The sequence below is a fragment of the Paraburkholderia oxyphila NBRC 105797 genome (genome assembly GCF_000685075.1).
GTDB classification, from domain to species: domain Bacteria; phylum Pseudomonadota; class Gammaproteobacteria; order Burkholderiales; family Burkholderiaceae; genus Paraburkholderia; species Paraburkholderia oxyphila.
This window is the reverse complement of the sequence record NZ_BAYD01000006.1, coordinates 15,930-42,831: the sequence shown is the minus strand read 5'-3', so window position 1 is coordinate 42,831 and position 26,902 is coordinate 15,930. Positions and strand designations below refer to the sequence as shown.

26 protein-coding genes, 1 pseudogene and 1 riboswitch are annotated in these 26,902 nt (G+C 59.4%); of the genes and pseudogenes, 9 read left to right on the top strand and 18 right to left on the bottom strand.

What is annotated here, in order from left to right:
* Positions 1-49: 49 nt before the first annotated feature.
* Positions 50-1,012: an SIR2 family protein gene (locus BO1_RS05195; RefSeq protein WP_028216649.1), complete on the top strand. Its 963-nt coding sequence runs from the start codon at positions 50-52 to the stop codon at positions 1,010-1,012.
* An 18-nt stretch (positions 1,013-1,030) separates the two neighbouring features.
* Here BO1_RS05195 and BO1_RS05190 read toward each other — a convergent pair whose 3' ends face one another.
* Complete coding sequence (locus BO1_RS05190; RefSeq protein ID WP_156992138.1) at positions 1,031-1,807, bottom strand: hypothetical protein; 777 nt, start codon at positions 1,805-1,807, stop codon at positions 1,031-1,033.
* A 476-nt stretch (positions 1,808-2,283) separates the two neighbouring features.
* Between BO1_RS05190 and BO1_RS56200 the strand changes: the two genes are divergently transcribed.
* From BO1_RS56200 to BO1_RS05170, 5 genes and pseudogenes are all read left to right on the top strand, one after another.
* Positions 2,284-4,065 carry a hypothetical protein gene (locus BO1_RS56200; RefSeq protein WP_028216647.1) on the top strand — a complete coding sequence of 594 codons (1,782 nt, stop codon included), beginning with the start codon at positions 2,284-2,286 and terminating at the stop codon, positions 4,063-4,065.
* A 359-nt stretch (positions 4,066-4,424) separates the two neighbouring features.
* Positions 4,425-4,541 (top strand): annotated as a pseudogene (locus BO1_RS57115) (type II secretion system protein GspG); the annotation flags it as partial.
* 65 nt (positions 4,542-4,606) lie between these two features.
* A complete protein-coding gene (locus BO1_RS61735; RefSeq protein WP_281179150.1) occupies positions 4,607-4,732 on the top strand; it encodes a hypothetical protein in 126 nt (41 codons plus the stop codon).
* A gap of 314 nt (positions 4,733-5,046) precedes the next feature.
* A riboswitch (cobalamin riboswitch) is annotated at positions 5,047-5,243 on the top strand.
* Between the two features lie 90 nt (positions 5,244-5,333).
* Positions 5,334-6,401 carry a HoxN/HupN/NixA family nickel/cobalt transporter gene (locus BO1_RS05175; RefSeq protein WP_028216646.1) on the top strand — a complete coding sequence of 356 codons (1,068 nt, stop codon included), beginning with the start codon at positions 5,334-5,336 and terminating at the stop codon, positions 6,399-6,401.
* A 346-nt stretch (positions 6,402-6,747) separates the two neighbouring features.
* The gene (locus BO1_RS05170) at positions 6,748-7,866 is read left to right on the top strand and encodes an aromatic ring-hydroxylating oxygenase subunit alpha (RefSeq protein WP_028216645.1); all 1,119 of its coding nucleotides are present in this window, start codon (positions 6,748-6,750) and stop codon (positions 7,864-7,866) included.
* Between the two features lie 73 nt (positions 7,867-7,939).
* Here BO1_RS05170 and BO1_RS05165 read toward each other — a convergent pair whose 3' ends face one another.
* The 4 genes from BO1_RS05165 to BO1_RS05150 all read right to left on the bottom strand — a co-directional run bounded on the left by BO1_RS05165 (position 7,940) and on the right by BO1_RS05150 (position 11,657).
* Positions 7,940-8,449, bottom strand: coding sequence for a flavin reductase family protein (locus BO1_RS05165; protein WP_028216644.1), 510 nt, complete (start codon positions 8,447-8,449; stop codon positions 7,940-7,942).
* Positions 8,450-8,679: 230 nt separating this feature from the next.
* The gene (locus tag BO1_RS05160; protein ID WP_028216643.1) at positions 8,680-9,714 is read right to left on the bottom strand and encodes a methionine synthase; all 1,035 of its coding nucleotides are present in this window, start codon (positions 9,712-9,714) and stop codon (positions 8,680-8,682) included.
* A 27-nt stretch (positions 9,715-9,741) separates the two neighbouring features.
* Positions 9,742-10,725: a DUF1852 domain-containing protein gene (locus tag BO1_RS05155; RefSeq protein WP_028216642.1), complete on the bottom strand. Its 984-nt coding sequence runs from the start codon at positions 10,723-10,725 to the stop codon at positions 9,742-9,744.
* Between the two features lie 260 nt (positions 10,726-10,985).
* Positions 10,986-11,657 (bottom strand): epoxyqueuosine reductase QueH, encoded by a 672-nt coding sequence (locus BO1_RS05150; protein WP_028216641.1) that lies wholly within the window; start codon positions 11,655-11,657, stop codon positions 10,986-10,988.
* Positions 11,658-12,002: 345 nt separating this feature from the next.
* Between BO1_RS05150 and BO1_RS49740 the strand changes: the two genes are divergently transcribed.
* Positions 12,003-12,584: an HD domain-containing protein gene (locus BO1_RS49740; RefSeq protein WP_052409360.1), complete on the top strand. Its 582-nt coding sequence runs from the start codon at positions 12,003-12,005 to the stop codon at positions 12,582-12,584.
* Between the two features lie 39 nt (positions 12,585-12,623).
* Here the strand turns inward: BO1_RS49740 and BO1_RS05140 are convergent, their stop codons facing one another.
* From BO1_RS05140 to metE, 3 genes are all read right to left on the bottom strand, one after another.
* Positions 12,624-13,217 (bottom strand): hypothetical protein, encoded by a 594-nt coding sequence (locus tag BO1_RS05140; protein WP_028216640.1) that lies wholly within the window; start codon positions 13,215-13,217, stop codon positions 12,624-12,626.
* 40 nt (positions 13,218-13,257) lie between these two features.
* Complete coding sequence (locus BO1_RS05135; RefSeq protein WP_028216639.1) at positions 13,258-13,584, bottom strand: hypothetical protein; 327 nt, start codon at positions 13,582-13,584, stop codon at positions 13,258-13,260.
* Positions 13,585-13,806: 222 nt separating this feature from the next.
* Positions 13,807-16,101: a 5-methyltetrahydropteroyltriglutamate--homocysteine S-methyltransferase gene (gene metE / locus BO1_RS05125; RefSeq protein WP_028216638.1), complete on the bottom strand. Its 2,295-nt coding sequence runs from the start codon at positions 16,099-16,101 to the stop codon at positions 13,807-13,809.
* Between the two features lie 139 nt (positions 16,102-16,240).
* On the opposite strand from metE, the gene BO1_RS05120 reads away from it, so the two are divergent.
* Positions 16,241-17,149: a LysR family transcriptional regulator gene (locus BO1_RS05120; protein WP_028216637.1), complete on the top strand. Its 909-nt coding sequence runs from the start codon at positions 16,241-16,243 to the stop codon at positions 17,147-17,149.
* Between the two features lie 94 nt (positions 17,150-17,243).
* Positions 17,244-17,516: a metal/formaldehyde-sensitive transcriptional repressor gene (locus BO1_RS57105; protein WP_084687771.1), complete on the top strand. Its 273-nt coding sequence runs from the start codon at positions 17,244-17,246 to the stop codon at positions 17,514-17,516.
* 451 nt (positions 17,517-17,967) lie between these two features.
* Here BO1_RS57105 and BO1_RS05100 read toward each other — a convergent pair whose 3' ends face one another.
* The 10 genes from BO1_RS05100 to BO1_RS05060 form a co-directional block, all read right to left on the bottom strand.
* Complete coding sequence (locus tag BO1_RS05100) at positions 17,968-18,810, bottom strand: hypothetical protein (protein ID WP_028216636.1); 843 nt, start codon at positions 18,808-18,810, stop codon at positions 17,968-17,970.
* 40 nt (positions 18,811-18,850) lie between these two features.
* Positions 18,851-19,291, bottom strand: coding sequence for a hypothetical protein (locus BO1_RS05095; protein ID WP_028216635.1), 441 nt, complete (start codon positions 19,289-19,291; stop codon positions 18,851-18,853).
* A gap of 163 nt (positions 19,292-19,454) precedes the next feature.
* Positions 19,455-20,165 carry a hypothetical protein gene (locus BO1_RS05090; protein WP_028216634.1) on the bottom strand — a complete coding sequence of 237 codons (711 nt, stop codon included), beginning with the start codon at positions 20,163-20,165 and terminating at the stop codon, positions 19,455-19,457.
* A gap of 146 nt (positions 20,166-20,311) precedes the next feature.
* Positions 20,312-20,719 (bottom strand): hypothetical protein, encoded by a 408-nt coding sequence (locus BO1_RS58830; protein ID WP_156992136.1) that lies wholly within the window; start codon positions 20,717-20,719, stop codon positions 20,312-20,314.
* 556 nt (positions 20,720-21,275) lie between these two features.
* On the bottom strand, positions 21,276-21,968 hold the full coding sequence (locus BO1_RS05085; protein ID WP_028216633.1) for an alpha/beta hydrolase family protein: 693 nt from the start codon (positions 21,966-21,968) through the stop codon (positions 21,276-21,278).
* A 5-nt stretch (positions 21,969-21,973) separates the two neighbouring features.
* The gene (locus BO1_RS05080; protein WP_028216632.1) at positions 21,974-22,261 is read right to left on the bottom strand and encodes a hypothetical protein; all 288 of its coding nucleotides are present in this window, start codon (positions 22,259-22,261) and stop codon (positions 21,974-21,976) included.
* Between the two features lie 141 nt (positions 22,262-22,402).
* Entirely contained in the window at positions 22,403-23,170 is a 768-nt protein-coding gene (locus BO1_RS05075; protein ID WP_043283849.1) for an ABC transporter substrate-binding protein, read from the bottom strand.
* A 17-nt stretch (positions 23,171-23,187) separates the two neighbouring features.
* Complete coding sequence (locus tag BO1_RS05070) at positions 23,188-24,537, bottom strand: 2-hydroxycarboxylate transporter family protein (RefSeq protein WP_028216630.1); 1,350 nt, start codon at positions 24,535-24,537, stop codon at positions 23,188-23,190.
* A 105-nt stretch (positions 24,538-24,642) separates the two neighbouring features.
* Positions 24,643-25,824, bottom strand: coding sequence for a 2-methylaconitate cis-trans isomerase PrpF (gene prpF / locus BO1_RS05065; protein ID WP_028216629.1), 1,182 nt, complete (start codon positions 25,822-25,824; stop codon positions 24,643-24,645).
* A gap of 3 nt (positions 25,825-25,827) precedes the next feature.
* A complete protein-coding gene (locus BO1_RS05060; protein WP_028216628.1) occupies positions 25,828-26,901 on the bottom strand; it encodes a lactonase family protein in 1,074 nt (357 codons plus the stop codon).
* Between the last annotated feature and the right edge of the window lies 1 nt (position 26,902).

Genomic DNA, 26,902 nt, shown 5'->3' with positions numbered 1-26,902 from the left:
TTCAGCCGGACGGGTAGAATGGGCAGACTGAATCGTCAGGGGAAACCGGATGGCGCACCTCCTTATGCTCGGCGCGGGCTTTACCCGCAACTGGGGCGGGTGGCTCGCGGGCGAACTCGCCGATGACCTGATCAGCCGCCTCGCGGATGACCGGGACCTCTGCAAGCGGCTCACCGACAATCCGAACTTCGAAGAGGTTCTAGGGGACCTGCAACATGAGTGGCGTCAGAACCAGCAACCTGCGCAGCGTGAACGGCTGGACGCACTCGAGCGTGCAATCAAGGCTTCGTTCAACGACATGGACTCCATGCTCGCGGACCTTCCCGGAATGGAGTTTCAGGGCAATGGCTCGAACTTCGTCCAGCGCAGCATCGCCGCCTTTCTGGCCCGCTTCGACGCCATCTTCACGCTCAATCAGGATTTGCTTCTCGAATTGTTCTACACGGGAGACCTTCGGGTGGGCATCCAGTATCCCGGTATGCAGGTGCCGCCGAACTTCTGGGCGGCGCGTCCCGATGAAAAGCTTGCCGCAGAGTGGCGACCACGGCCGCAGGCCCAGTATCTTGTGGAGCCGCGAGGCCAGCCGATCTTCAAGTTGCATGGCTCGGTCAACTGGCGCAGCGAGGGCGGCAATGACCTGCTAGTGATGGGTGCGCGCAAGGTGGAGACGATTGCCGGATCAGCATTGTTGGCGCAGTACGCCAACGAGTTCCGCGAACGCCTGCGTGAACGCGGCACGCGGCTCATGACCATCGGCTACGGCTTTGCCGACGAGCACATCAATCGGGAGATCGTCGCAGCCGCAGAGGCAGACGACACCTTCGGCCTGTTCGTGGTCAATCCAAGCGGGCGTAAGGCACTGCGTCCGCGCAATGACAATGGAGCGATTCCGCAGCCGCCCCAGGCGATTGAGAACGTGCGCTACATCGGCGGCTCGACCCGGCCACTGAGCACGACCTTCACGAACGATGAGCTCGAACGCGCGAAATTCGTGCGCTTCTTCGACGCCTGACGCAGGCGAAGTCTATACCTAGATTGGCGTTCGCTCATCGAGCGCAGGCTTCGTTGTCTCGTTCGCTTCACTGAGGAGCTCGCCCCGATCCAGGACGTATTTCGAGCGCCGGTCAAAGTCGCTAGGAAAGAAGCGCATGTGCAAGTTGAAAATCCAGTTCGGCCACGGACTGAAGACGAACCGGTCGAGGTAGTAGTTCGCAAGTATTGCGTGTTCCACGCAGCGATCCCATGCCCACGTTGCCTGTGAAGCGCAGAAGTCCAGTTTTAGCTCCGACGCGGAAACGTCCTCGGGTGAGGGATGCGGCGCGCGCGCTTCGTTGCGTGCCTCCCGATATTGTTCAAGTCGTGGCTCAAACTCTTCATGCGTTCGATGAGCATTGATGATATGGAGAAAGAGCCTCGTATCAATGTCATATAGCTGCGTGACGACCGCGCTGTGAAGTGCGTTTATCGCCGGGCGGGCCCTGATCAGCATGTCGCAGACAAGGCGCTTCTTACGCGCCTTCGTCAGGTGGCTTACCTTCACGGCCGCAACGATCTGGTCGTTCTGGGCTCGAAGGCTGTAGATCTCGGGAAACACGGTGCTCGCAGCAATCCTGCGTTCTCTTCGCGTACCGCGTGTTGCCACAATCAGCGCACCGACGACGCCCATCAGCGCGCCGATGACTGCACCAGCAAGGTCTTGCCAGTCGTGCAGTATGGAGATGAAGTCGAAGCTGTCTGGAATGGGCAGGTGCTCGCACATCAGTGCTGCTGCCTGCGTGATCTGGAATATATGTCCGTCCGCCGCCACGTTTGCCCCCGGTTGTTCTGGTCGCTAGTGTAGCAACGTCGCTGCCTGGGACTTTCCCTTGATCTTTTCTCCGTGCTCCCTGCCGGGTCCTCCGCTCGCCATGCCCGATCCGCCACCCGCTGAACCTGACACTCCGTTCTGCCCACCACCGCCATGCGCGCCGGCCGGGTCGACAGTGCGCATGGCGGTTGAAGCTCGAACGCCGATTGTGGAGCTACCTCGGGTCGAACGGCGGCAATGGGTCGCGTGGCGCGGCCCTCCGGTTCCGGCGGGCGCAGCCTAAGCATGGCCCCGATGAGGCAGAGGTCGGCCATGACGCGTCGTTCGTCTCGGCGCTTGGCGTGACATTGGCGCGGCGCCATCACATTCAATAACGGTCATCCTTCACCAAACAAAGCGTTGACAACAATACTCGCAGACCAAACTATAGATACTCTGCAGGACACTTCCCAAAATATGTGACAACACGGAACACTATGACCGCGAAGACCACGCGCACGATCAAATATTCAATGATCGGAGATATTCGAAAGGGCGACCTTTACGCACTACTGTCGGTTTGTACCGACCATGACCTAAAGCCGCTCCTCTCCCTAATCAAAGACCGTGTTAGCAGCTCAATCGAATCAGACGACGAGTACAAGAAATCCCCCTCACAACCGTCCCGGTACTACCGGGCAATTGGTGACGAGATCCGAAGGTTTGGCGGCAATACGATGGCCAATACGGTGCGGGGGGGCGGTCCTGACTACAGGGAGATCGTCGGTGACGTCTGCAAAAGATTTGGTGTTCCCTTTGACGAAAGCGATATTGTCAAGGGCGAATCGGCGTTGCTGAACCTGTATCTGGACGTTGAGTGGACAACACTCCCCCATTCCGAGCGCGATGCCGCAGCGGAACGGGCACGGGCCAAGGTGCTATCCGAAGCGACGAAATTTTCGAACGTGGTCAAGGGCAACGCAGCCAAAGGACCGCTTGCGATATTCGGGCTTCCGGGAGTACCCGCACTCACAACACTTTCGCTTGCCGATCCCGCGTACCGCGTTACGGCGCCCTGCGTGCTGCATATTGCGTACGTGCGTCGCCAAGTCCTGGAGTCGATAGCGTCAAACTCCACCGCCGTGTTCGAAAACGCTCCGGCTGTCCCGCGGTCTGTGACGCGCTCCGCCACATTGACCGTCAGCGAGACGGGCGCGGACTCCCTGGTTTCGCTGACGCGCATATCCGATCCCGGCATTGAAGACTGGCCGCGTGAGAGCAGCGACGCGGGTATCAGTAGACTTAGCCCGCTGTTCCAGGCGGTACCAAGCCTAGCCGCGGCTCAGAACGTCGCGTCGAATACCTACATGGAAGTGGTCATCAACGGGCCTCTGCTGACGGCAAAGGGCAAAGAGGGCTATCGTTTGATCACGATGATCGATGGCAAGCCGAGTCACGGTACCCTTCTCGATCCTTCGTCACTGTCCAATATCGTTAACGCTGGCGCCCTCTTGCAGGTCGCTTCTGTCGCGCTTGGACAAAAGCATCTCGCTGACATCAAGCGCGAGCTCAATGAACTGAAAACGACCGTCAAGTCCATCGAGGATTTCCAGCAAAACGGCAGATTCGCGGAGGTATCCGGAATTGTCGCATATCTCGAACAGGTAGCTCCCTCGGTGATGGCAGGCGAGGCTCCGGAAGGGTTGTCAATGGTTCTCGAAATGAACGAAGTCGCGCTTTTGCGCGATCAAGGTCACCTGCAAACAGACATTGGCAAGGCAATTGAGGAGATCGCAGGAATCAGTGATCCCGACACCTTCGGGACCGGCGGCATACACACCGCACTCAAAGGACTTCACGCGCGTCTCGAAAGGCTTTGCGCGGAGATGCACTTCTGCATTCGCGCGCGCGCCGCGGTTTTGCAACTCGCCGTGACTCTGGGCCTGAGCGAAAGCCTCAAAACTACGCGGCTCGACAATATCCGACGATCGTTGCACGACCTACGAGAGGATGGCCCGCTTATCGCGAGAGCGACCAAACTTATGCGGCAGAGGGCACAAGCATTGTCTGCGGTAACAAACACGAATTCAACGATTTCACAGCGCAAGCTGGAACTTCTGGCACTGAACCAGAACCTCATTGATCGGCTAAAGCTCACCCGGGAAGACGTAGAGCGCGAACTCGACGCCGCGATCGGGTTCTTTCGCCAGCAGGTTGAGCCCGTACGATTGATTCTAAGACTGGACGGCGAGAGGATAATTGGCTCGAAAGCCGCGTAGTGTAGCGGCCGACACGCCTGCTCGAATGGCTGTTCTTCTTTGGAAGTTGCCGTAGAGCTCGGGGCGAGTCGAAGGGCTGATGTGGGTCGCACTCAGCCGCTCGCTACGAGGCACGCTGCGATCCATGCAAAGCGCATGAGGCAGTAGTCGGCCATCTGCAGTCATACGCCCACGCGCCCATGCAGACGTTCGAGCGTCGCTTACGCTCAAACAGCCGTCACTCACGTATCGCCTAGATGCGCCGCATTTCGGCGGACGAAGCAGTCAATCAGCTGCGGTGATTTAAATAGGCAGGAGCAGCGCTTCACACTGGCGCAGATCAATACAACACCCAGCAAGACACGAATTTGACGAGTCGATATCAGTATCTCAATCCGGGCGTACACGGTGAGATCGACGTATTCAGCTACGGTCAGGACGCAAGGCAAGGCGGCGAAGACGACGACGCCGACGTAGGGAGTAGTTGCGTCGTCTGAGTCAGGCAAGGGCCCGTCATAAAGATGACGTTCGCACGGTTTCATCGAACAGCTGAACATCTACCATGACGGAGATCGGGCTGGATCCGGAGCTTGAACAACTACGGACATCGCGCGGCTCGAATTCGGTGCCGAATTCACACGTGCAGATGGTCGTGATGTTCAGCGGCATCGCCATGATGATGGCGTGACCGCTCAACGAGTGCCGGCATCGTGTGCAGGTTTGCGAAGCGGACGCCGCGCTGGCTAGTAATACCATCCCCACTTAGGCGTACGTTGAATCGGCGACTCAATCGCGTTGCGCCAAATGCTCCGCGCAACGCGCTTGCAACCTCTGGCCCCCATGCGACCGATAGTCCAGAAACCACCTCGTCAGTTTCACGCGCGCTTTCACAGTAATTTCCTCGCACTTTCAATTCACATGCGCAAGCAAGTGAATTGAATGGATCAGAGGCTAATTGACCTGTTTTTTCGAGCGTCGATTGACGCGCCGGGTATGCGGCTATTACCCTCTCGCGCTGATGGTTCCCGGCGACGGGATCAAAAGGGAACGCAGTAAGAGGCGATAGCGCCTTGAGTCTGCGGCTGCCCCCGCAACTGTGAACGGCGAGTTCATGCCTGAAGTGCCACTGGGAAACCGGGAAGGCTGGCAATGGACGTCGACCCGCGAGCCAGGAGACCTGCCATCAAACGGCGTCAACGCATTCGCATCGGGCGGGGTGTCCAGATGAAGGTTCAGGTTCTGCTCCCTGAGCCGGTCTGCTGAGACGAACGCCACTGGAGGCAAGATTCATGCTCAGAGCTTTAAAACACGTTTTCAACGACGGTTCCTCCGATGTCAAAGGCAAGGTCATCGGCATTTACGTCTTTCTCATCGCCGCCAATCTTGGTGCCTGGGCCTGGGCGCTCATCGCGTTTCATAATCGCCCGGTGCTGCTCGGGACCGCACTGCTGGCCTACGGCTTCGGCCTGCGGCACGCAGTAGATGCGGACCATATCGCCGCGATCGACAATGTCACGCGCAAGCTGATGCAGGAGAAGAAGCACCCTGTCGCTGTTGGTTTCTTCTTCTCCATCGGTCACTCCCTGGTACTCCTCATCGGAACAGTCGTCATCGCCGTCACGGTGATGAGTCTCCAGAGCGGCTTCGACTCGTTCAACAATATCGCGGGCATTGTCGGCACGCTCGTGTCGGGCAGCTTCCTGCTGGTGATGGCGATCCTGAACCTCGTGGTCGCGCGGGATGTGTATAAAACCTACCGCCATGTGCGTCGGGGCGGTGACTACGACGATGACAGCCTCAACATTCTGCTCAACAACCGGGGCTTCATCGCCCGCATGCTGAGACCGTTGTTCCGCCTCGTCAATCAGAGCTGGATGATGCTGCCCGTGGGGTTTCTGTTCGGACTCGGGTTCGACACGGTGACCGAAGTCAGCCTGCTCACCGTTGCGGCGACGCAGGCCAGCCAGGGATTGCCGATCTGGTCGATCCTCGCGTTTCCGGCACTGTTCTCGGCCGGCATGTCGCTGGTCGATACGACCGACGGTATCCTCATGCTCGGCGCCTATGGATGGGCCTTCGTGAAACCGATTCGCAAACTCTATTACAACCTCACCATCACCATCGTCTCCGCCGCCGTGGCGATTCTGATCGGCGGGATTGAGACGCTAGGCTTGATCGCTGGAGAACTGAACCTGCAAGGCTGGTTCTGGGATCGCATGAACGATCTGAACAACAATTTCGGCCTGCTGGGCTACGGCATCATCGGGATTTTCGCGGCGGCCTGGATCGTGTCCTTCATCGTCTACCGCGTAAAGAAGCTGGACGAGGTGGAAATCGGCCAGGCTTCGGAGCCGTGAGCATGGATCAGGGCGCTTACGCGCCCGTCTAGCTGTGGGCGAGGTTAAGACCGAAGCGCGAGACGTGAAAAAATGTCCAGGAGCCGGTTTCTGGGGGGCCTCCTCATGAGCACATCTAATGGACACATGAAGGCTATTCAATAGTCGGCAAGGTGTCCTCTAGCGATAATTGCGGGGTCGCCAGATAGAGCCGGTCTTCATGGTCTATTCACCAGATGAATCTGTCCCTGAGTCATCCGGCTCTCGCAGATCACGCCACACACTGCCGGCGATCGTATTACGCACGAATCTGGTTTCCATGACGCCGGCGCCAGTCAGTTCGCCGATTTACAAGGAGACGTGACGCATGCGCGCAACGCCCTTCCGTGACGGCTGTACGATTGAAACGTGTGTACGCGACCTGCGTCGTGTGCCCATCCACCCCGACCATTGGTACCCGCTCGCCTGGTCGCGCGAACTCAAGTCCGGCAAGACGCTGGGCACGCATTTCGCCGGCAAACCGGTCGTGCTGGCGCGCACCGCGTCGGGCAGGGCGTTCGCACTCGAAGACCGCTGCGCGCACCGTCAGGTCCCGTTGCATGCGGGCGTGGTGGATGGCGAGACGATCCGCTGCGGCTACCACGGCTGGACCTACGACTGCTCCGGCCAATGCGTGGATGTGCCCTACCTGGGCAGGGAGCGCTTGCCCAACGGAGTGCGCTCGTATCCGTGCCGCGAGGCGCACGGCATGATCTTCGTCTTTCCCGGCAACGCCACGCTCGCCGACGAGCAGCCTCTGCCCGTGCTGGACTCTGTCGTGAACAAGAACTACAAGACGCGCCGCTTCGGCCGCGAAGTGAAGTGCCACTACTCGTTCATGCACGAAAACCTGATGGACATGAACCACCAGTTCCTGCACCGGCGGCAAATGGGTCAGATGCGGGCGCGCTCGCTCGGGCGGCGGCGCGGTGAGAACTGGATCGAAGTCGATTACACGTTCGTGCGCATGGCCGGCAAACAGCCTGCGGGCGAGGCGCTCGTGTTCGGCGCGAGCAAGCGGGGCACGGACCAGGGCGGCCGCAGCGTGATGACCATCCGCACGCAATATCCGTATCAAACGCTGCAGATCCGTTCGAGCGACGACGCCCTCGTGATGGACCTCTGGATCGTATATGTGCCGCTCGATGCGCAGCAGCGCACGAACCGCACGTTCGGGCTGCTTTCGGTGCGCAAACCCGGCGTGCCGCTCCTGCTCGATGCCGCCTGGCCGCTACTGGTCTGGTTCACGGAGCGCATCTTCAAGGAAGATCGCGCGATCGTCGAACTGGAACAGGCCGCGCATGACAGCCAGGGCGCCGACTGGAACCACGAAGTGTTTCCGGTCATCAACGAACTACGCGATCTGCTGCGTAGTTGCGGCGAACGCACGGTGATACCGATCAGTCAGTCTGCGGAAAGTGCCGAAAGCGGATGCGAACGTTCGTGAGACCCGCCTGACCCGACTGGGTCCAATCTGTCGCCGGCACAACACCCCGTTTGCCAGGCGGTCTGGTAAACGCTCAAACTGCGCTATGCGCGCCGATGTTGCGATAGTGCCCTTTGAAATACAGCAATGGCTGCGTAGCGGCAGCTTCTTGCAGGTTTAACGCTTTCACTTCGCCAATGACGATCAGGTGATCGCCTGCGGCGTGTTCGGCGTAAATTTCGCAATCAAGCCAGTGAAGGCTGCCTGCAATGACCGGATTACCCAGCGGCGATTCCTGCCATTCGACTCCGTGCCACTTGTCCGTGCCTCGCCGAGCGAACTGGTTGGAAATCCGGACTTGCTCGTCTGACAGGATATTGACTGCGAAACGACCTGCCCTGCGAATCTTGGGGTAACTGCCCGAACTGGACATGACGCTGAATGACACCAGCGGCGGGCTCATCGACACGCTATAAAACGACTGGCAAGTGAAGCCAACCGGTTCGCTATCAACGTGTGATGTAATCACCGTAATACCGGATGCGTAGTGCCCGAGCGCTTCACGAAAGCTCAATGGCTCGATAGCATTACTGGAAAGTGACATGGTAGGTACTGGCTACTGTGCGCAGCTCGAATGTGTCAGGGAAGGCCTGAACCAGGCCGACAATGCTGGCTGCTTTACGCCGGCCTGCTAACACTTGCCGGCTCAATCAGAGTCGAAAAAACTCATGGCTTCATCCGGATGCTCGGGCAACCTGGCGGCGTACGCGTCCAGGCAATTCCCTTAAATCTATGCCGCCTTCAAGCCGCCCGGGCACCACTTCCGACTCTGGCTCAGAGTGAGTTCGAGAGTTCCTTGCGAACGATTTCCGCGCCTGCGCTCAAGGCTTCCAGCTTGCCCTTCGCGATTGCGCGAGACAAGGGCGCCATGCCGCAGTTGGTGCATGGATAGAGCTTGTCGGCATCGACAAACTGGAGCGCTTTTCGCAAGGTAGCGGCGACTTCCTCGGGCGTTTCAACGGTTTCGCTAGCCACATCAATGGCCCCCACCATCACTTTCTTGCCGCGAATCAGCTCGATGAGCTCCATCGGGACGTGAGAGTTATGGCATTCCAGCGAGACCATGCCGATATTGGACTTTTGCAGCTTGGGGAAAGCCTCTTCATACTGGCGCCACTCCGAGCCCAGCGTCTTCTTCCAGTCCGTATTGGCCTTGATGCCGTAGCCATAGCAGATGTGGACAGCCGTTTCGCACTTAAGCCCTTCGATGGCGCGCTCCAGCGTGGCAACGCCCCACTCATTCACCTCATCGAAGAACACATTGAATGCGGGTTCGTCAAACTGGATGATATCGACCCCGGCCGCTTCCAGCTCCCGCGCTTCCTGATTCAGGATTTTGGCGAATTCCCAGGCCAGCTTTTCGCGGCTTTTGTAGTGATCGTCATAGAGCGTATCGATCATCGTCATGGGGCCAGGCAGCGCCCACTTGATGGGTTGATTCGTTTGCTGACGTAGGAATTTGGCGTCTTCGACAAAGACCGGCTTTTTGCGAGCAACGGCACCCACTACCGTCGGTACGCTTGCATCATAGCGATCGCGAATCCGGACGGTCTTGCGGTTTTCGAAATCGACACCGTCCAGATGCTCGATAAACGTGGTAACAAAGTGCTGGCGCGTCTGTTCGCCATCGCTAACGATGTCGATACCTGCGTGTTGCTGTTCTTGCAGCGACAAGAGCAAAGCATCCTGTTTGCCCTCGACCAGTTCCTCATCCTGCAACTTCCACGGGGACCAAAGCTTTTCGGGCTCTGCAAGCCAGGAGGGTTTCGGCAGGCTACCAGCAGTCGAAGTGGGCAACAATTTTTTCACAGTATATGACCTTGCGTTTTTGATGGATCAGAGAGCGTAGTTGGCGGACCACTGCTGAAGAACAGCCTGGTAGGGTTTGATGAAGTGCTCTTCAGCAAACTTGCCCTGCTCGATAGCCAGACGGCTACGCTCTTCGCGATCGTAAACAATCCGGGTTAACGAAAAATCCTGATGCTTCAAGCTGGGCTGATAGGATTCCCCTGCCGCAGAATTCGCATTGTAAATTTCCGGGCGATAGATCTTCTGGAAGGTATCCATCGTGCTGATCGTGCCGATAAGCTCGAGGTTGCTGTAATCCGCAATCAGGTCGCCAGCAAAATAGAACGCCAGAGGCGCGACGCTATTCGGCGGCATGAAGTAGCGAACCTTCAGACCCATTTTCTTGAAGTATTCGTCGGTGAGCGAATACTCGTCCTGCAGGTATTCAACACCCAACACAGGATGCTGATTCGCCGTGCGTTGGTAGGTCTTGCTGCTCGAAACGCTCAGGCAGATCACCGGCTGCTTTTTGAAGTTGGCACGGTAAGCGCTGGAATTCACGAAACTCTTGAAGAGCTTGCCATGCAGCGACCCGAAATCATCGGGCGTGCTGAATTCAGACTGGTGCTTGTTATGCTCCAGCAGCAGAACGCTGAAGTCATAGTCTCGCACGTACGAGGAGAAATTATTGCCAACAATGCCCTCGATGCGCTCGCCGGTTTTCTGATCGACAATATTCGTCTTCAGTATCTCAATCAAAGGCAGCGTATGCGTGCTGCTTCCACCATCAACATTCATCTCGACGGAAATGATCTCGTGCTTGACGGTATAACGATCGCCTTTAGGGTTATCCCAATGCGCCAGAGCATTGAAACGATTGTCGATCATCCTGAAGGTGTTGCGCAAATTCTCCTGACGACTCGTGCCTCTCGCCAGGTTAGCGAAATTGGTGGTTATGCGCGTGTTATCCGCAGGGTGATAGTCTTCATCGAAACAAATGCTTTTGATCGCAAATGTGAAGTCTTTACTCATTTTGATCTGACGCCCTAATTTCCGAGATGAATCTGCATCTATTGCCTGTTTTCACAACTTTTCCGGGTTGCTACTCGCCAGCCTAAGTGCCTGATATTTGAAATGAATTGTATGCTGCGCCACTGATGAAAAAAAGTGAATTCATTTCATGAAACCATTAGAAAACGTCATGGTTATGGGGCATCTGTCGCAAGGATCTTCCCTGCTTCGGGGACTTGCCCCACTCAGCACTCAGCCGAGCAATCAGGCTGATGGCGAGTTCAGGATTCGTTCGCGGTGTCTTCGTCGCCGTAGAACTTCACGCCCAGCTGAATGCGTTCCCGGCCGCTTTCCACGCGATGCCGATTGGTATCACGCAGCGAATAGACGCAACCGCAATATTCCTGCTGGTAGAAGTTTTCCCGCTTGCTGATTTCGATCATGCGCGCCGAGCCGCCGCCTTTGCGCCAGTTGTATTCCCAATACAGCATGCCGGGATAGTGCGAAGCCGCGCGCACGCCGCAATCGTTGATTTGCTGCATGTTCTTCCACCGCGAGATGCCCAACGAACTGGTGATGACAGGAAAGCCGTGTTCATGGGCATACAGCGCCGTGCGCTCAAAACGCATATCGAAGCACATGGTGCAACGGATGCCGCGCTCCGGTTCGTTTTCCATGCCCTTGGCACGTTCGAACCAGTTGTCGCGATCGTAGTCGGCATCGACAAACGGAATGCCGAATTGCTCGGCAAACCGGATGTTTTCCTGCTTGCGAAGTTCGTATTCCTTCAGCGGATGGATATTCGGGTTGTAGAAGAAGATCGTGAAGTCGATACCGGATGCCTGCATGGCTTCCATCACTTCGCCCGAGCAAGGCGCACAGCACGAGTGCAGCAGCACCTTGTTATGTCCGCCAGGCAAGGGAAGAGGCTTGCGGTCATTGGTTGTTGTCATGGCACCTCCTTCGATGAAACTGCGCGCCGGCTGACACAGCGCCGGTGCGCGAAAGCAAAGCGTATCGCCGCTCAGGCGTCGCCCCGGATCTCAGGTGCGGTATCGAGCACCGAGGCTGCCGACGCGGAACGCAAAAAATCAGGGAGCGAGCCATAACTTGCAGCGAAGAACGGCCGGATTGCTCGGGTAACCGCGAATTATGCGCGACCGCCCGATGCACGACCATCGATTAATCTTCATGAATCCATTAATTTTGTTCATGTGAAACTCCAACCATGGGCCGCGCATCCTGCTGGGGTAGCATGGAGAAGGTTTGGCTCTTCAAGGCTTGATGCCTCTCTGGAAATGCTGCTACGCGACCCTGTTCACGGCGATATCGAACTCAACCCGGCGGAAGTCCAGATAGCCGATCTCGCAATCGTGCAGCGGCTGCGGGGTATCAAACAGCTCGGCACCGCGCACCTGGTTTATCCGGGTGCCCTGCATACGCGATTCGATCACTCGGTGGGCGTCTGCGCCGTCGCCCACGAGATCGTGACGGCGCTGCGTCATTCCGGACTGCATGTCACTGAGGATCTTGAGACGGCGATTGCCATCGCTGCCCTGCTGCATGATGTGACGCACGTGCCGTTCGGGCATACGCTCGAAGACGAACGCCGGCTCTTCGATCGCCATGACGAGGGTTCGCGGCTCGCGCAGCTGTTTTCACGCGAACTGGGCCACGCGCTTGAACGCCTTGGCTTGCGCGAGATCGTCGGGCACCTGCTGGGGCTGTCGTCGACCGAATCCGCACCGCAATGGGCGAAGGACATCGTGTCGGGTTGTATCGACGCCGATCTGCTCGACTATCTGCGGCGCGACAGTTACTTTGCGGGCAGTTACCCAAATCCGGCCCACAGAATCGCCGGGCAGCGATGGAGCCGCTAACCGCGCCGCCTGCTTTTCCGGCTGGGAGAGGGCGTTGCCTCAGAACTGGCGCCGAAATCCGCGTGAAGATTGAGCGCCAGCCAGCAGTCGATGCACACTTCCCAGGAGCGCGAGACATTCCTCCGTCTGTTCGTTCGAAGCCGGGAACGTCAGCATGTGTTCGAGTAACGAGCGGGCGGCGTAGAGGAGATGTACATGCGTGGCCCATGCACCGTTTCGGGCTCTTGGGATACGCATGATTAAGGCGAGTTCAACGATCGCGTATGCTGCCCGCACACCGTCATAGACAACAGAAACGTGGCGACTGGAGAGTTCACTGCATAAAAACAGGACGCAAGGTGCCTGCCTCGCCTGCGCGGCGAGTTCGATGCCGGATAACAGATTGTCGACGGAGCCTTTCACTGCCCCGGCTTCTATCTGGCGCAACCAGTTGCGCGCCGCAACCTTGTACCCCGACTCCAGGCATGTCCGCGCGATGACCAGTAACAGCTCCATTTCCGAAGCAGGCGACTCACGGAACAGGCGAAGAAAAAGGGCATCAAGGCTGGTAGCGCCCGCGCTCGATCGAAGCGCGGCCAGCACCTCTTGCGCAACATCGTGCGACGACGGTCCGGTGTCGGTCGAGATATTCATCCATCTACCAGTACACTACACCAGCGCAATGCTTCATTCGTTACTGCGCCCGTGGAAGCACCGCTTTGCGGATAAGCGAGAAGAGCGCTGCGTCCACATCTGCCGCCGCAGACTGGACCTGACCGTATTGCGGTGAATCGGGCCATGTATCCGCGAGCTCGCCTTGTGTCCGTAAACTGGCGGCCCACGCATCGACGATGCCAGACATCGTCTTCCGGTCACGCGCGATGAGATGTGAGACGACGATGCGCCCGACCTCTTCGTAAAGCGGCCAGCATTCTTCCCCGTCCGCCTCAAGCACACTCATGAGCCGGTTGAGTTCATCCCTGTCGCCTGTCGTCATTCCACTGGTCTTAGGAAAATCCATTGCAAATATACCGTTGGGGGACGTGCTCTGTCTCCACGAGCATATACGCAGGAAAGCAGGCCCCCGATGTCGACGATGGTCAGCCATGCACCGGCATGTGGCGCGTCATTGCGCTTACCTGAACACGCACGATTCGTTCAAGGATGGCCTGCATTGCGGTGCGGGCTAACTGAAGCGTCCCGGGACCGGACCGGGACACAGAATGCGGCTTGCGCTACGCGCTTATTGCGCCTGGCTGCGCAGCGCCTTCGCTGCCGCGACCATGTTGGTCAGCGCCGGAATCACTTCGGCCCACTGACGCGTTTTCAGACCGCAGTCCGGGTTGACCCACAGACGTTGTGCCGGAATGCGCTCGGCGGCCTTCCGCATCAGCTGGACGATGTGATCCTGCGTCGGGATGTTCGGCGAGTGGATGTCGTACACGCCCGGGCCGATCTCGTTCGGATATCTGAAGTGGTCGAACGCGTCGAGCAGCTCCATATCCGAGCGCGAAGTCTCGATCGTAATGACGTCCGCGTCCATATCCGCGATCGACGCGATGATGTCGTTGAACTCCGAATAGCACATATGCGTGTGGATCTGCGTTTCATCCTGCACGCCATTGGCCGTGATACGGAACGATTCGACGGCCCAGCGCAGGTATTCGCCCCACTGAGCGCGGCGCAGCGGCAGACCTTCGCGTAGCGCGGCTTCGTCGATCTGGATCACGCGCACGCCGGCCTTTTCGAGGTCGAGCACTTCTTCGCGGATCGCCAGCGCCAGCTGGTAGCAGGACACCGAACGCGGTTGATCATCACGCACGAACGACCAGTTCAGGATCGTCACGGGGCCCGTGAGCATGCCCTTCATCGGCTTGTCCGTGAGCGATTGCGCGTAGGTGATCCACTCGACCGTCATTGCCTTCGGGCGGCTGATGTCACCGAACAGGATAGGCGGCTTCACGCAGCGCGAACCATACGACTGCACCCAGCCGAACTGGCTGAACGCGTAACCGTCGAGCTGCTCGCCGAAATATTCGACCATGTCGTTGCGCTCGGCTTCGCCGTGCACCAGCACGTCCAGACCCAGCTTTTCCTGTTCGCGCACGCTGCGCTCGATTTCGGCGCGCATCGCCACCTGGTAACCGGCATCGTCCAGCGCACCGGCCTTGAACTGGCTGCGGGCGTGGCGGATTTCCGCCGTTTGCGGGAACGAGCCGATTGTCGTGGTCGGGAACGCGGGAAGCTTCAGCAGCGCGGCCTGCTTCGCGGCACGTTCGGCGTAGGCATGCTGACGGTTGCCCAAGTTCGCGTCGATGCGCGCGATAGCAGCCTTGACCGCCGGGTTGTTGACGCGCGGCGAACTGCGGCGCGCGGCGATTGCAGCCGCGTTGGCGTCCAGTTCGGCGGCGACGGCGGCGCGGCCTTCGTTGAGCGCGGTCGCCAGCACCTTCACTTCGTCCAGCTTCTGCAGCGCGAAAGCGAGCCACGAGCGGATTTCGGCGCCGAGCTTTTCTTCGCTCGCTAGATCAACCGGCACGTGCAGCAGCGAGCACGACGGCGCAATCCACAGACGCTCGCCCAGTTGCTGCGCGAGCGGTGTGAGCCAGTCGAGCACAGCGTTCAGGTCCGTCTTCCAGATGTTGCGACCGTTAATCGCGCCCACCGACAGCACGCTCGATGCGGGCAGCTTCTGCGCGGCCTGCGCCACTTCTTCGCGGGCATTGATCGCATCGATATGCAGGCCGTCCACCGGCAGGCCGCAGGCGAGATCCAGATTGTCCTTGAGCTGGCCGAAGTACGTGGCCAGCAGCAGCTTGACGCTGCGCTGCTCGAAGCCTTCGTAGGCGCTCCTGAACGCGTCGCGCCAGACCTGGTCCAGTTCCATCACGAGGATCGGCTCGTCGATCTGCACCCACTCCACGCCCAGCGCGTTGAAATGGCTCAGCAGCGCGCGATAGACCGCCATCAGGCGCGGCAGCAGCGCGAGCTTGTCGGAGTCGTCCTTGGCCTTGCCGAGCCACAGATAGGTCAGCGGGCCGACGATCACCGGCTTGGCCCTGACGCCCTGTGCCTGCGCTTCCTTCAGTTGCTCCGAGAGACGCGAGAAGTCGAGGTTGAACTGCGTATCGGCCGTGAATTCGGGGACGATGTAGTGATAGTTCGTATCGAACCACTTGGTCATCTCGCCGGCTGCCACGCCGCCGCAGCAGGCTGCGTGATCGTCGGCACCCGCTGCCGAGCGGCCACGCGCCATGCGGAAGTAGTTGTCGAGCGCATCGCCATGGAAGCCCTGCACGCGAGCCGGCAGGTTGCCGAGCGTGAAGCTCATGTCGAGCATCTGGTCATAGAACGCGAAGTCGCCCACGGGCGCCAGATCCAGATCCCGCTGGTTCGCCCAGTGGCGCGCGCGCAGTTCGGCGCCCAGCGCCTTGAGTTCGGCGCGCGACGACTCACCCTTCCAGTAGCGCTCAAGACCGAACTTCAGTTCGCGTTTGGCGCCAATGCGCGGAAAGCCGAGGTTGTGCGTGGTGACCATATCCGCTGCCATCCCTATGAGAATTGATGAAATCCATCCAGAGTGGAAGCGATCATAGAGCTATTCTTCGATGAGGAAAAATGGCATTATTTCATCTGTTCATTATATTTTTTCATCGATTTTCGGGGAGCCCAGCGTCATGCTCGAACGCGTTCATCTAGTCATCGTGCGCGAAGTCGCCCGCCAGGGCTCGCTTACCGCTGCCGCGGCGTCGCTCTTTCTGACGCAGTCGGCGCTGAGCCACACGGTCAAAAAGATCGAGCAGCAACTCGGCACGCCGATCTGGGATCGCGAGGGCCGCAGTCTGCGACTCACCCAAGCGGGCCAGTATCTCCTCTCCCTCGCAGAGCGCCTTTTGCCCCAGTTCGAACTGGCTGAAGAGCGCATGAAGCAATATGCGGCGGGCGAGCGCGGCACGCTGCGCATCGGCATGGAGTGTGCGCCCTGCTATCAATGGCTGCTCAAGGTCGTGTCGCCGTATCTCACGCGCTGGCCGGACGTCGATGTCGACGTGAAGCAGCGCTTCCAGTTCGGCGGTATTGGCGCACTGATTGGCTACGATATTGACGTGCTGGTCACGCCTGATCCACTCAACCGTCCGGGCCTGCGCTTCGAGCCGGTGTTCGACTATGAGCAGGTGCTGGTGGTCGCCGAAGAGCACCGGCTTGCCAAAGTGCGTTACGTAAAGCCGGAACAGCTGATCGATGAGACGCTCATTACGTATCCAGTGGACACCGACCGGCTCGACATCTACAACTATTTTCTGCGCCCGGCAGACGTGGTGCCGCGTCGGCACAAGACGATCGAAACCACCGACATCATGATGCAGATGGTCGCCAGCAACCGCGGTGTGGCCGCGCTGCCGAAGTGGCTGGCCGAAGAGTACGCCGACCGCATGCCGCTCGTCAGTGTGAAGCTCGGCAAGGAAGGCATCGCCAAGCAGATTTTTCTCGGTACGCGCGAAGCCGATGGAGCAATCGATTATCTGAGTTCCTTTGTCACTTCCGCGCGGGAATCCAACTGGCAGGCACCGCGCCTGCGACGTTGAGCGTGGACGGTCGATACGGCGGCGGCGATGACGCGGGCACGCAATGAGATTAGGATGGTCCCCCACGGTATCAATTGAAAACGGGAATACAGGAATGGGCCACACGATTCGCGAGAAGCAGAAACTGCTGAACCGTATCCGTCGAATAAAGGGGCAGGTTGAAGCGATCGAGCGTGCGCTTGAGGACGAGCGCGGCTGCATGGAAGTCCTGCAACAGGTCACTAGTTGCCGTGGCGCGATGAACGGGTTACTCGCCGTCGTGCTGGAAGATCACATCCGCACGCATTTGGTCGATGCTGAACCAGGCGGCAAGCATGAAAGCGGAACCGAGCAGTTGATCGAAGTCGTGCACAGCTATTTCAAGTGAAAATAAACCTGGAACGCAACGGCACATTCCGGAGGATGTAGCCTCAGCAAGAGGGACAGTGAATGACCGCTGTGCTTTCGGAAGTGGCCGCCGGAACGCGCTGGACAGAGCGTCCGAGAAGGGTCGGGTTATGCCATTTGTATCGTACGCCCGCGCAACTAGATCGTCGCGGTCGGTCGTCGGGCGATCGCCGGGCCACTAGTTGCCGTTCGCCCTCGTCGTCGCTCAGTCATTCGAGGGGCTGCTCTGCACTAGCCAGAGGACCGTCACGAGAGCTGTGCGCAGCGGTCGCCCACATGGAAGAGGTCGCCATGCCGCTCGCGAAGCTGCCGGCCCAAGCCAGCAGTCACCGCAGTGTCCAGTCCGTGTTGCTTGATGTTCACGATGGAAGGTCTCCTTGAACAATGTCCCACAGGTGATAGCGTTCAACGCGCTGCCTGCACATTCGTGCTCACTGCAGACCGAGGCGTTGGTGCTCGCCCAGAAGGTAGGCAATGTAGCTGCGCGTGAGGTCGCACACGAGTCGTGCTTCTCCTTCGCTCAGATCGTAAGCATCATTCAGGACCGTGCCGTGCCGCACGCCGCCACCGCTGGGCGACGAGAGGTAGCCATGCAGGTTCTGCATCCACTTCAACGCCTGGGCAAGCATGCGTCCCGTGTTGAACTTCATCAGTTCGCCGATGATGTGGTTGAAGTATTTGCCCTGCACGGTATTGTCACCATGCTTCGAACCTTCGAAGGCCGTTGAGATCGTTTCCAGCAGCCACAGGATCTCCTGAACGGCCTGCCGGTAACGGCCGCTGTTCAGCAGATCTTCCGACTGCGCGAGCGATCGCTGGATCAACTCGTTAGCCTGCTCATCGAGGGACGGCACGTTTTCGGGCACTGCGACAGCTGAGCCCATAGCCCCGATGATCAGGTTTGGTGGGGCGATCACGTATCCGCTGGGCGCGAGTACGCGGTTCACGTAGTGCCAGGGCGGCAACCCCACGCTCGGGTGCAGGCGCTGGATATCCGACATGCCGTCATGCAGGGCTTCAACAAAGAGCGCGGCATTGGCGGCCGCGTGCCTCATGTAGTCGCGTAGATCGCTCTCTGCCCAGCTCGCACTTGAGCTGCGGGACGCCGTGCGACCCGAGGCCTGCGCGAAGCGCCGCTTAAAGATTTCCAGCAAGGTCTGGGGATCAGCCTGACCCGCGATCCGCATCACGATCTCCGAGAATACGTCATCCACCAGATCGGCAGTCAACCCACCGGGTGACGCCCAGCGCAGCGCACCATCAAACTCCAGCATTGCGTTTCTCCGTCAGCAGCGTGAGGACAGGCCGCCGTGTTCAGGCAGCAGCATGTTGCCAGTAAAGGTCCCCGCCACCGGTGATCCCGTACAATTCGGCCGCGAGGTCGGCATATTCGTCTTCGCTGACGCCGGCCGGTACGAACGGGTAGGGATCTGCCTGCGCAAGCGGTCCGGTCGGGGTGATGTCGATCAGTGTCCCGTCTGGCCGGCGCACCACCGAATGCGACACGAAACGGCAGTAAGCTAGGCCCGGCAGAGCGAAATACAGCCAGCCACGGACGATCTCATGGTCTGGGTGCAGGCCGCACCATTCATCGACATTTTCATGGCAGCGTTTGACCCCTGGCTGCCAGGTCTCATCGCCAACATCCCTGCGCGGCACCGGGACCGCTTCATGGCGCCGCTCATAGAGCGCGCGCGCATGTTCACGGAGCGCGTCAGAAGGCGGTGCGTGATAGCCGATCAGCGTGATGTCCATGGATGATGGTCCCCGTGTTCAACTGTGGTATCTGTCGATGGCAGGCCGACCGGTACAGTCAGATTGAACCGTCCGAACTGCCTTGCCATTTTTCGCATGCGAAAACGCCCCCGCAACGACCGCAACTAGGCAGCGGCCGTCATGCTGCCTGGCTCGGTGCGGATTACCGGGTTACAAAAGTCGGCCGGATGTTCTCGTACGGCGGAGGAGCCGACAACAAGCCGCAGAAATCATCCAGGAAAGCCACGGCAGTCCGCACGCTCCACTCCGCCGCACCGTGCCCGATCACATGTTGCGGGAAATACGGAGCACCCGGCCCCGCCAGGCGGCTATCAGGAAAGAAATTCCTCAGCTTCTTCTCAAAATCGCCCAGCTTCTGTTCCGCGAGTGGCTTGCCTGCCTCCCGGCTGACCAGCTTGTAGTGCATCAACATGTTCCGCAGCGCAAACAGTGAGTCGACCGCCTTGTAGGTGTCCGACTTGCGATCCAGAGCAGACAGGTCGAGCAGGCGCAGCGCCAGGTCGTACTTTTCCAGCACCGATTCACGCTCGACCTTGGGCACATCGTTCCAGACACGGGCAATCAACGCAGCCTTTTCCGGAGGAATACGCAGATGATTCTGTGCACCGGCGTCACGACACTCCGCGAACAGTTCGTTCACGAAAGCCTCAACGGCGGCTGCGCTCAGCATGATCGCCCCGGTTGAGTACGCCAGATGCTCGGGAATGCGGGCGCGCTCGACCGTCAGCCAGTCACTGCCGCTCTCGATGTCATGCGCTTTCTTGGCTAGCAACGCAGCGCTGGTCAGGTAGGTCATCGACAGGTACGTGCGCATCGTGATGCTCACGGAATCGCTCATCGTCATCGTGCTCATCGGGTGTATTCAAAGTCGTGGTATCGGCGAATCCACGCATGTGGATTGTGCAACCTTCCGAACGCGTGCGCTTTTCAAGTAACCAAGGCAGTCGGTCACCATGCCGATGATGCCAGTGCCTATGCTGATGTAGTCAGTCAGAGTAGTCACGGTTGGTTGGCTCCGGTTTCCGGCACAGGTGGCCATGCTGGCTTATTCGCCTTTACCCACGTTTGCAGTCTTCTGCGTGCCGAATCGCCGCCTGTTTGGATATGCAAGTGATCGCATATTGCCTTCCAATTGGTCAGGCCGCGCTTAGTTTTCAGTTCTGGTACGGACGCAACCCAATCGAGAGCGCTTGGTGACGCGGCTTTCTTTGGCTGACTCTCAGCCACTATTTCCATTGACTCGGCAAGCAACTCGTTCAGATCGACCTGCGGTTTTAGTTCTCCGGACATGAGCCCGGTCAATACGCGTCGCAGTGCATTGTTAAACGACAAATTCTCAAACGGCTTCGGATTGGCGAGCCTCTCTACAAGGCGTGCTACGTCCTCATCAACTTCGAACTTGGGCATTTGGCTGGTCTCCTACTTGCGAGATTTCAGTGTAGCCAAAAGTGCATACCAGTGCAAGTGTTTACCACTATCGATAGTAGTGTAACTTGAGCGCGTCTGCCAAGGCCGAACTGTCGTTCCCGAGAAGGCGATTCGGATGACCGGACCACGCCACAGGACCCGCCCTTGAACCGCGGATAGTGCGACAGGCCGCAGTGGGTCGGTTTCGGGCGACCGCGTCGGGCAGTGACCGGCCAATGCGCGTCGTTCGACGCTCTGCCAGTCTGGTTCCGCCAGCATCCCTGAGCGGTCACTCACGGATCGGCGCCGACATCGGAGGTGTGTCGGCCAAATCAAAGCAGATGCCCTCCGCGATTTCCGCGGCGGATCACCGCGAGCGGATCTGACAAATTCACTCACTCGGCACCGGGAAAACGTCGCTGACGCGACAGGCGTCGCTTATCGTGGCTATGCGACCGACCATCTGCGGATAGCGAAGGGATTGAGCGGGCGAGTGCAGCACGGCGAGTTCGCCTGCTCGCCGTCCCGACTCTGCTACAAGCATTCCTGCGCTTGCTCAGGTAACGGGCACGAACTCTCCTTCGGCGAAGAACCACGCCGACATCGTCCGTGCCAGTTCGAGCACGACCTCCGCGTCGGTCCGGCCGGAGGACGCGCGCACGTGGAACGAATGATCTGCGTCGTCCACCACATGCAGCGTGGCGCGTGGCCCCAGCGTCTCGACGACCGACCTCAGCAGGGGAAGCTCGGCCAGCTTGTCGCGCGTGCCCTGCAGGAAGAGAATCGGCACCGTGACGTCCGCCAGGTGCCGTGCCCGCTCCACGCCAGGCGCGCCCGCCGGGTGCAGCGGGAACGCGACGAAAGCGAGGCCACGCACGCCGTCGAGCGGGGAGATGGCTTGAGCCTGGGAGGTCATGCGACCGCCGAACGACCTGCCGCCCGCGAAGAGTGGCAGGGCTGGCAGCCGCCGGCGGGCCTCTGCGACGGCCGCCTGCACGGCAGCATGTGCCACGGCCGGCGAGTCCACCCTCTTGGAGCCCCGTTCCATGTACGGAAACTGGTAGCGTAATGTGGCGACATTGGCCGCCGCGAGCGCGTCGGCCAATGACGACATGCCGGCATGCTGCATGCCCGCCCCGGCGCCGTGCGCGAAGACATACAGGGCTCGCGCGTCCTCCGGCACTCGGAGGAGCGCAGAGACCTTAGTGCCGTCGGGCAGTGCCAGGGAAAGCGATTCTGGGTCGTCCATCGTATTCAGGTCGTGTCGTTGTGGCCATTGCGCCGATTCTGCATCAATGAGGCATCTGGGAGCGTTTGTAGCGGCGTCCGGCAAGGCATTGCGCACGCGGAGTTTGCCGGCCGATCCATGGAGCGCGCGCCCATCGTGAACGGCGCCGCAGCCGCGATGTGTCGGTTGACGACCGCAAGCCCGACGGCGTAATTGCACGCCTGCATCATTGTCAGCGAGGCAGCTGCGGCTGCAATGCTACCTTCCTCGATCACGGCAAGGAACAGGTTCTGGGACACCGGGTCGAGCTTCATGTGGGAGGCCAGAAAGTCACGCAGTGCCCAATCTTATGGCGTTACAAATCCGCGGCCCGAAAGGCCTCCGCGTGAACGTCGCGCACATAAATAACCCGCCTGTCGCCGTCCCGCGATAGCGGTTACCCTAACACAGACGTCTTAACGCTCGGAGCATTCGTTTCCGCGCGTCTCAAGTGTTGCAACCGTCACGCCTGTGATGTGGTGTGTCGCTACCGCGGCGTCAACGATCCCATTTTTCAGGGCATAGGACACGAACTTTTGGAGGAACTGCGCGCCAGCGGTTCGTCCTTTGGGACTGCCCATGGCCTGCTCTATCACCATGAAGCGCCCCGGCAACATGCGTAGGCCGCCCAGCCGTTTCGCATCGGCCTCAAGTTGCTGTCGCACACCTGCCGCAGCCTCGCATTGCTCCTTCAACATCGTGTCAACTACTTCAGGCGAAGTCGGAGCGCGCAGAATAGTCGCGTGCTGAATAGTACGGTTCAAGAACAGGTCGTATGCGCTACCTTTGCCGACTATGATTCTTGTGCCGGCCACATCAATGTCGTCGTTCGACTGGATGAGCGAATGCTGCGGGACCAGATAGGCGCCCTCGATTAGTATGTACGGGCGTGTCTGCTCGATGCCTTTGCCGCGCACCGGGTCGCGGGCGACAAACGCCACGTCCCACTCGTCACGCTCGCATCCTGAAACAACTTCTCCAGCTGCATCGTATAGAACGAACTGTACCTGCACGTCGAGCAAGCCCGCGAGCTGTGTTGCAAGGTCGACCGACACGCCGGTCGGCGCGCCGCTCGACGAATGGCGATGCGCCAGTATGGGATTGCCGAAATTGATGGCGGCTCGTAGCACTCCATTGGGTGCAAGCTGTTCGCGAGCATCAGTAGATATTTCAAGCGTCGACATAGACGTTCCTCGAAAACTCAGTGGATGTGTGCGACAACGAGTAGCGTACCGGTCACGGTCAGTGCGCCACCGATGCGCGTCGCAATCTGTGCAAAGGGCATGAGGCTCATCCGGTTGCATGCGGTGAGAATGGCAACGTCACCCGTACCCCCTTGCCCGCTGTGACAGGCATTCACGATTGCAGTGTCGATTGGATACATCTTCAGCCACCTTCCCACCACAAAACCCGTCGCCATGAGCGCTGCGACGGTACTGGCAATAGTGGCTACGTTTGCCAGATTGATGGCTGCGATGAGCTGGTCCCACGGAGTCATGGCCGTCCCGATTGCAAACAGCAATGGGTACGTTACCGCGGTGGAAAAGAACTGGTAGACGATTCGTGCGCCTCCCTGAAGGTTCGGCGACACAAAGCGTCCCACCTTGATAAAGACCGCGACGAAGAGCATTGCGACCGGCGCCGGCAGGCCCATCAGCCGATGACAAAGCAGACCCACAAGGTAGAGCGAGATGGCGGTGATGGCTGCAGCAGCGACCGTGTTGACGTCTGGTGCCGCCGGAATCTCGTCATCGTGCATGCGACCAGGTTGCTCGGGCACAGCCGGTTGCAGCATGCCGTTGCCCGTTAGATGAGGACGCTTCTCCCCCAGCCAGCTGAGAACGCCTGAGAAGAGGATTGCACACAGGCTGCCAATCATCACTGCAGGCAACACCTGCGCGAAGATGGGACCCTGCGGAATATTCATGATTTCGCCGTAGCCGACCGACAGCGGAATCGCTCCCTCACCCACGCCTCCCGCCATGATAGGGATGACAATATAGAGGAGCGTATGGCGGGTGCCGAGACCGAGCAGCGCGCCAACTGTGGTACCGACGATTGCGGCAACTATTGAACCTGCAGCGAGTGGCAGGAATATCTTCGCGAAGCCCCGTATCAGGACCTGCCGGTCCATGCTGAAGATACTGCCAACGATGATTGAGGCGATGAACAGGTACATGAAGTTGCTGACGTTGGTGAACGTGGTCACCATATCGAGCAGCTTGCGAGGCAGCAGATGGTAGAACGCCAGAAAGGACGGCAGAAACGTCGCCACTATCGCAGCAGCGCCTATCTTCCTGAGCACAGGAAGGCGCTTGCCCAGTTCTGCGCAGGTGAAGCCGCACAGAACCAGCACTGCGATGGCCATCGAAATCTCGCCAGGAACTTTGCCCGTCACGACGAACGCAGCAACGAGCCCGACAAGCAGCACATATACCGGTAAAGGGATGATGCCAATTCGCAACTCGACGATGGCCCACCAGCCATATGGCCAGAAAGGGAAGCGTTCTGAGCTTTCGGCGGTCGGAGAGACTTCGCTTGCGTGTTCCATTCATTTGTCTCCAGCATGAACGAGGCCCGCGCCGGCTCTACGGCCAGCGTTCTTGGCGTCTGAAAGCGGTTGGTCGGTCAGCGAGATTGCGCTGACCAAGGGAGGTCAGGAGAGAGCGACGGTCGCGTCCGAAGGCACGTAAACCACGCCCTCCATCAGCCGACGGGCACTACGACTCATGATTGCTTTCGTCACAGTCCATTCGCCATCGCGCTGCACCGCCTCAGCTCCAACGGCCATCGTTCCGGAGGGGTGACCAAAGCGCAGTTGGCCGGAAGCCTTACCGGCGACCAGCCGGTTGACCACCGTATCCGGAATGGCGGCAGCCACTGCCAGCGCGACGGCGCCCGTTCCGGTCATCGCGTGATGGAGCTTGCCCATCGACAGGATGCGAGCGTTGATGTCAACGCTTTCTGGCCTAACCTGCTTGCCACTCGAAGCGACGTACGCTTCGGGCAGCGATACGAATGCAAGTTTCGGCGTATGAGGACGTTGCACGGTGACCTCTTCTGAAGTTGCACCGAGACCCATACGAACAGCAGCATGCGCACGAATCGCTTCGCACTTCGCCAGGAGTGCCGCGTCGCCGTTCACGTCGGCCTGCATCTCGTTTCCCCTGAGGCCAAGCGCTTCGGCATCGACGAAGATAGCCGGGTTGCCCGCATTGATGAGCGTCGCCCGGAATGTGCCGTAGCCAGGCACGTCGAGTTCATCGATGGGTTTCCCAGTCGGAAACATCGCACCACCACCCTCTTCTGCATCCTCGGCGCCGCCGGGGTCGAGAAATTCAATCCTGATTTCTGCCGCGGGGAATGTCACGCCGTCCAGCTCGAAATCTCCTTCCTCCATGACCTGACCGTCCTTCATCGGGACATGAGCAATGATTTTCGCGTTGATGTTGGCCTGCCAGATTCGAACGGTGGCAATGCCGTTCTCCGGCGCGTCGACAAGGCCCTGTGCGATGGCATAGGGTCCCACCGCCGATGTCAGATTCCCGCAGTTGCCCGACCAGTCGATGACCGGCTCCCTGACCGATACTGCGCCGAAGAGATAGTCGACGTCGCAGTCCGTACGCGACGAAGGACCTATGACGACCACCTTGCTCGTGCTGGATGTCGCGCCACCCATCCCATCAATCTGCTTCTCATACGGGTCCGGGCTGCCAATGACGCGCAGTAGAATTGCGTCGCGCGAGCGGGTGTCGGAAGGCAGGCTGTCCGCCCGGAAGAACACGCCCTTACTCGTGCCACCGCGCATGTAGGTAGCCTCAATGCCAGTCTGTGCCATTTGTCATTCCTTAGTCATTCTAAATACGACGCTCACCGGGCTTCCCGTTCTGATGGAGCGTCCAGTTGCGATGGGTTGTCTGCTGTCGGGGTCGAGCCGGAATTGCTCGATGCTGTGCGAGGTTTCGTTCGCGACGTAAAGCGTCTGCCCGTCTGGTCCGATACACAGGAAGCGCGGACACCTTCCGCGCGTGGAGGCCCAGTGAACGTCGCGCGGCAGGCCCGTTGACCGTTCAAGCTCGAAGGTCGCCACTGTGTCGTGTCCCCGGTTAGTGACGTAGAGCGCCTGGCCATCGGGTGCGACGACGATTCCGGCCGCACGCGACCGTCCGTGATGGTTCGGCGGAATCGCTGATACCGTATTCAGCGCCTCAAGCTGGCCACTGATTGGGTCAAACGACCAGGTCGTCACCGTCGAATCGAGTTCGTTGACGACATAGACCAGTGGCAGTTCTGGATGGAAGGCGGCGTGGCGCGGTCCGGCGCCTTCGCGCGCGCGAGCCGCCTGAACGATGGGTTTTTCGTCAATCGACCACCTGACAGCGAAAACCGTATCGAGGCCCTTGTCGGGCACGATGTGCCAGTCCGTGTCGAACCGACGCGTAACGTATCGTGCGATGTAGTGCGGGTGAGACGAAGACTGCTCGACACGATGCGGCCCGCGTTCGCCGTTGAATGTCAACGGCGCTTGAGGAGGCTCGATAGAACCGTCCGCAGCCAGTGGAAACGGTGTAGCGGTGCCGCTAGCGTAGCCCGCAACGACCAGCTTCGCTGCGTCGCGCGAGAAGTCGAGATGCACAGGGTTGCTTCCAGTGCCCGCCTGACTGTTCAGCAGCGTCAACAGGCCAGTCAGCGGGTCAATCCGGAATGCACTGACGGTCGCGCCGTCTCCGTGAACGGCGTACAACGTGCTCTGCTCCCGGTTGAGTGCAAGGAAGCTCGGGTTGGTCAGTGGCTCGAGCGTCTGGAGATGCTGCCAGGCGCCCGACGCATACACCTGATACACGCCGATTCCGGTGCCTTCGGCATGGCGCTCGCGCGTCGTGCGGCACCCGACGTAGGCGAAAGTGCGCGTCATG

What these genes read in the sequence shown, in the direction of transcription:
- BO1_RS05195 (WP_028216649.1), top strand. Translation starts at nt 50, where the DNA reads ATGGCGCACCTCCTTATGCTCGGCGCGGGCTTTACCCGCAACTGGGGC.
- BO1_RS56200 (WP_028216647.1), top strand. Translation starts at nt 2,284, where the DNA reads ATGACCGCGAAGACCACGCGCACGATCAAATATTCAATGATCGGAGAT.
- BO1_RS61735 (WP_281179150.1), top strand. Translation starts at nt 4,607, where the DNA reads ATGACGGAGATCGGGCTGGATCCGGAGCTTGAACAACTACGGACATCG.
- BO1_RS05175 (WP_028216646.1), top strand. Translation starts at nt 5,334, where the DNA reads ATGCTCAGAGCTTTAAAACACGTTTTCAACGACGGTTCCTCCGATGTC.
- BO1_RS05170 (WP_028216645.1), top strand. Translation starts at nt 6,748, where the DNA reads ATGCGCGCAACGCCCTTCCGTGACGGCTGTACGATTGAAACGTGTGTA.
- BO1_RS05165 (WP_028216644.1), bottom strand. Translation starts at nt 8,449, where the DNA reads ATGTCACTTTCCAGTAATGCTATCGAGCCATTGAGCTTTCGTGAAGCG.
- BO1_RS05155 (WP_028216642.1), bottom strand. Translation starts at nt 10,725, where the DNA reads ATGAGTAAAGACTTCACATTTGCGATCAAAAGCATTTGTTTCGATGAA.
- BO1_RS05150 (WP_028216641.1), bottom strand. Translation starts at nt 11,657, where the DNA reads ATGACAACAACCAATGACCGCAAGCCTCTTCCCTTGCCTGGCGGACAT.
- BO1_RS49740 (WP_052409360.1), top strand. Translation starts at nt 12,003, where the DNA reads ATGCTGCTACGCGACCCTGTTCACGGCGATATCGAACTCAACCCGGCG.
- BO1_RS05140 (WP_028216640.1), bottom strand. Translation starts at nt 13,217, where the DNA reads ATGAATATCTCGACCGACACCGGACCGTCGTCGCACGATGTTGCGCAA.
- BO1_RS05135 (WP_028216639.1), bottom strand. Translation starts at nt 13,584, where the DNA reads ATGGATTTTCCTAAGACCAGTGGAATGACGACAGGCGACAGGGATGAA.
- metE (WP_028216638.1), bottom strand. Translation starts at nt 16,101, where the DNA reads ATGGTCACCACGCACAACCTCGGCTTTCCGCGCATTGGCGCCAAACGC.
- BO1_RS05120 (WP_028216637.1), top strand. Translation starts at nt 16,241, where the DNA reads ATGCTCGAACGCGTTCATCTAGTCATCGTGCGCGAAGTCGCCCGCCAG.
- BO1_RS57105 (WP_084687771.1), top strand. Translation starts at nt 17,244, where the DNA reads ATGGGCCACACGATTCGCGAGAAGCAGAAACTGCTGAACCGTATCCGT.
- BO1_RS05100 (WP_028216636.1), bottom strand. Translation starts at nt 18,810, where the DNA reads ATGCTGGAGTTTGATGGTGCGCTGCGCTGGGCGTCACCCGGTGGGTTG.
- BO1_RS05095 (WP_028216635.1), bottom strand. Translation starts at nt 19,291, where the DNA reads ATGGACATCACGCTGATCGGCTATCACGCACCGCCTTCTGACGCGCTC.
- BO1_RS05090 (WP_028216634.1), bottom strand. Translation starts at nt 20,165, where the DNA reads ATGAGCACGATGACGATGAGCGATTCCGTGAGCATCACGATGCGCACG.
- BO1_RS58830 (WP_156992136.1), bottom strand. Translation starts at nt 20,719, where the DNA reads ATGCCCAAGTTCGAAGTTGATGAGGACGTAGCACGCCTTGTAGAGAGG.
- BO1_RS05085 (WP_028216633.1), bottom strand. Translation starts at nt 21,968, where the DNA reads ATGGACGACCCAGAATCGCTTTCCCTGGCACTGCCCGACGGCACTAAG.
- BO1_RS05080 (WP_028216632.1), bottom strand. Translation starts at nt 22,261, where the DNA reads ATGAAGCTCGACCCGGTGTCCCAGAACCTGTTCCTTGCCGTGATCGAG.
- BO1_RS05075 (WP_043283849.1), bottom strand. Translation starts at nt 23,170, where the DNA reads ATGTCGACGCTTGAAATATCTACTGATGCTCGCGAACAGCTTGCACCC.
- BO1_RS05070 (WP_028216630.1), bottom strand. Translation starts at nt 24,537, where the DNA reads ATGGAACACGCAAGCGAAGTCTCTCCGACCGCCGAAAGCTCAGAACGC.
- prpF (WP_028216629.1), bottom strand. Translation starts at nt 25,824, where the DNA reads ATGGCACAGACTGGCATTGAGGCTACCTACATGCGCGGTGGCACGAGT.
- BO1_RS05060 (WP_028216628.1), bottom strand. Translation starts at nt 26,901, where the DNA reads ATGACGCGCACTTTCGCCTACGTCGGGTGCCGCACGACGCGCGAGCGC.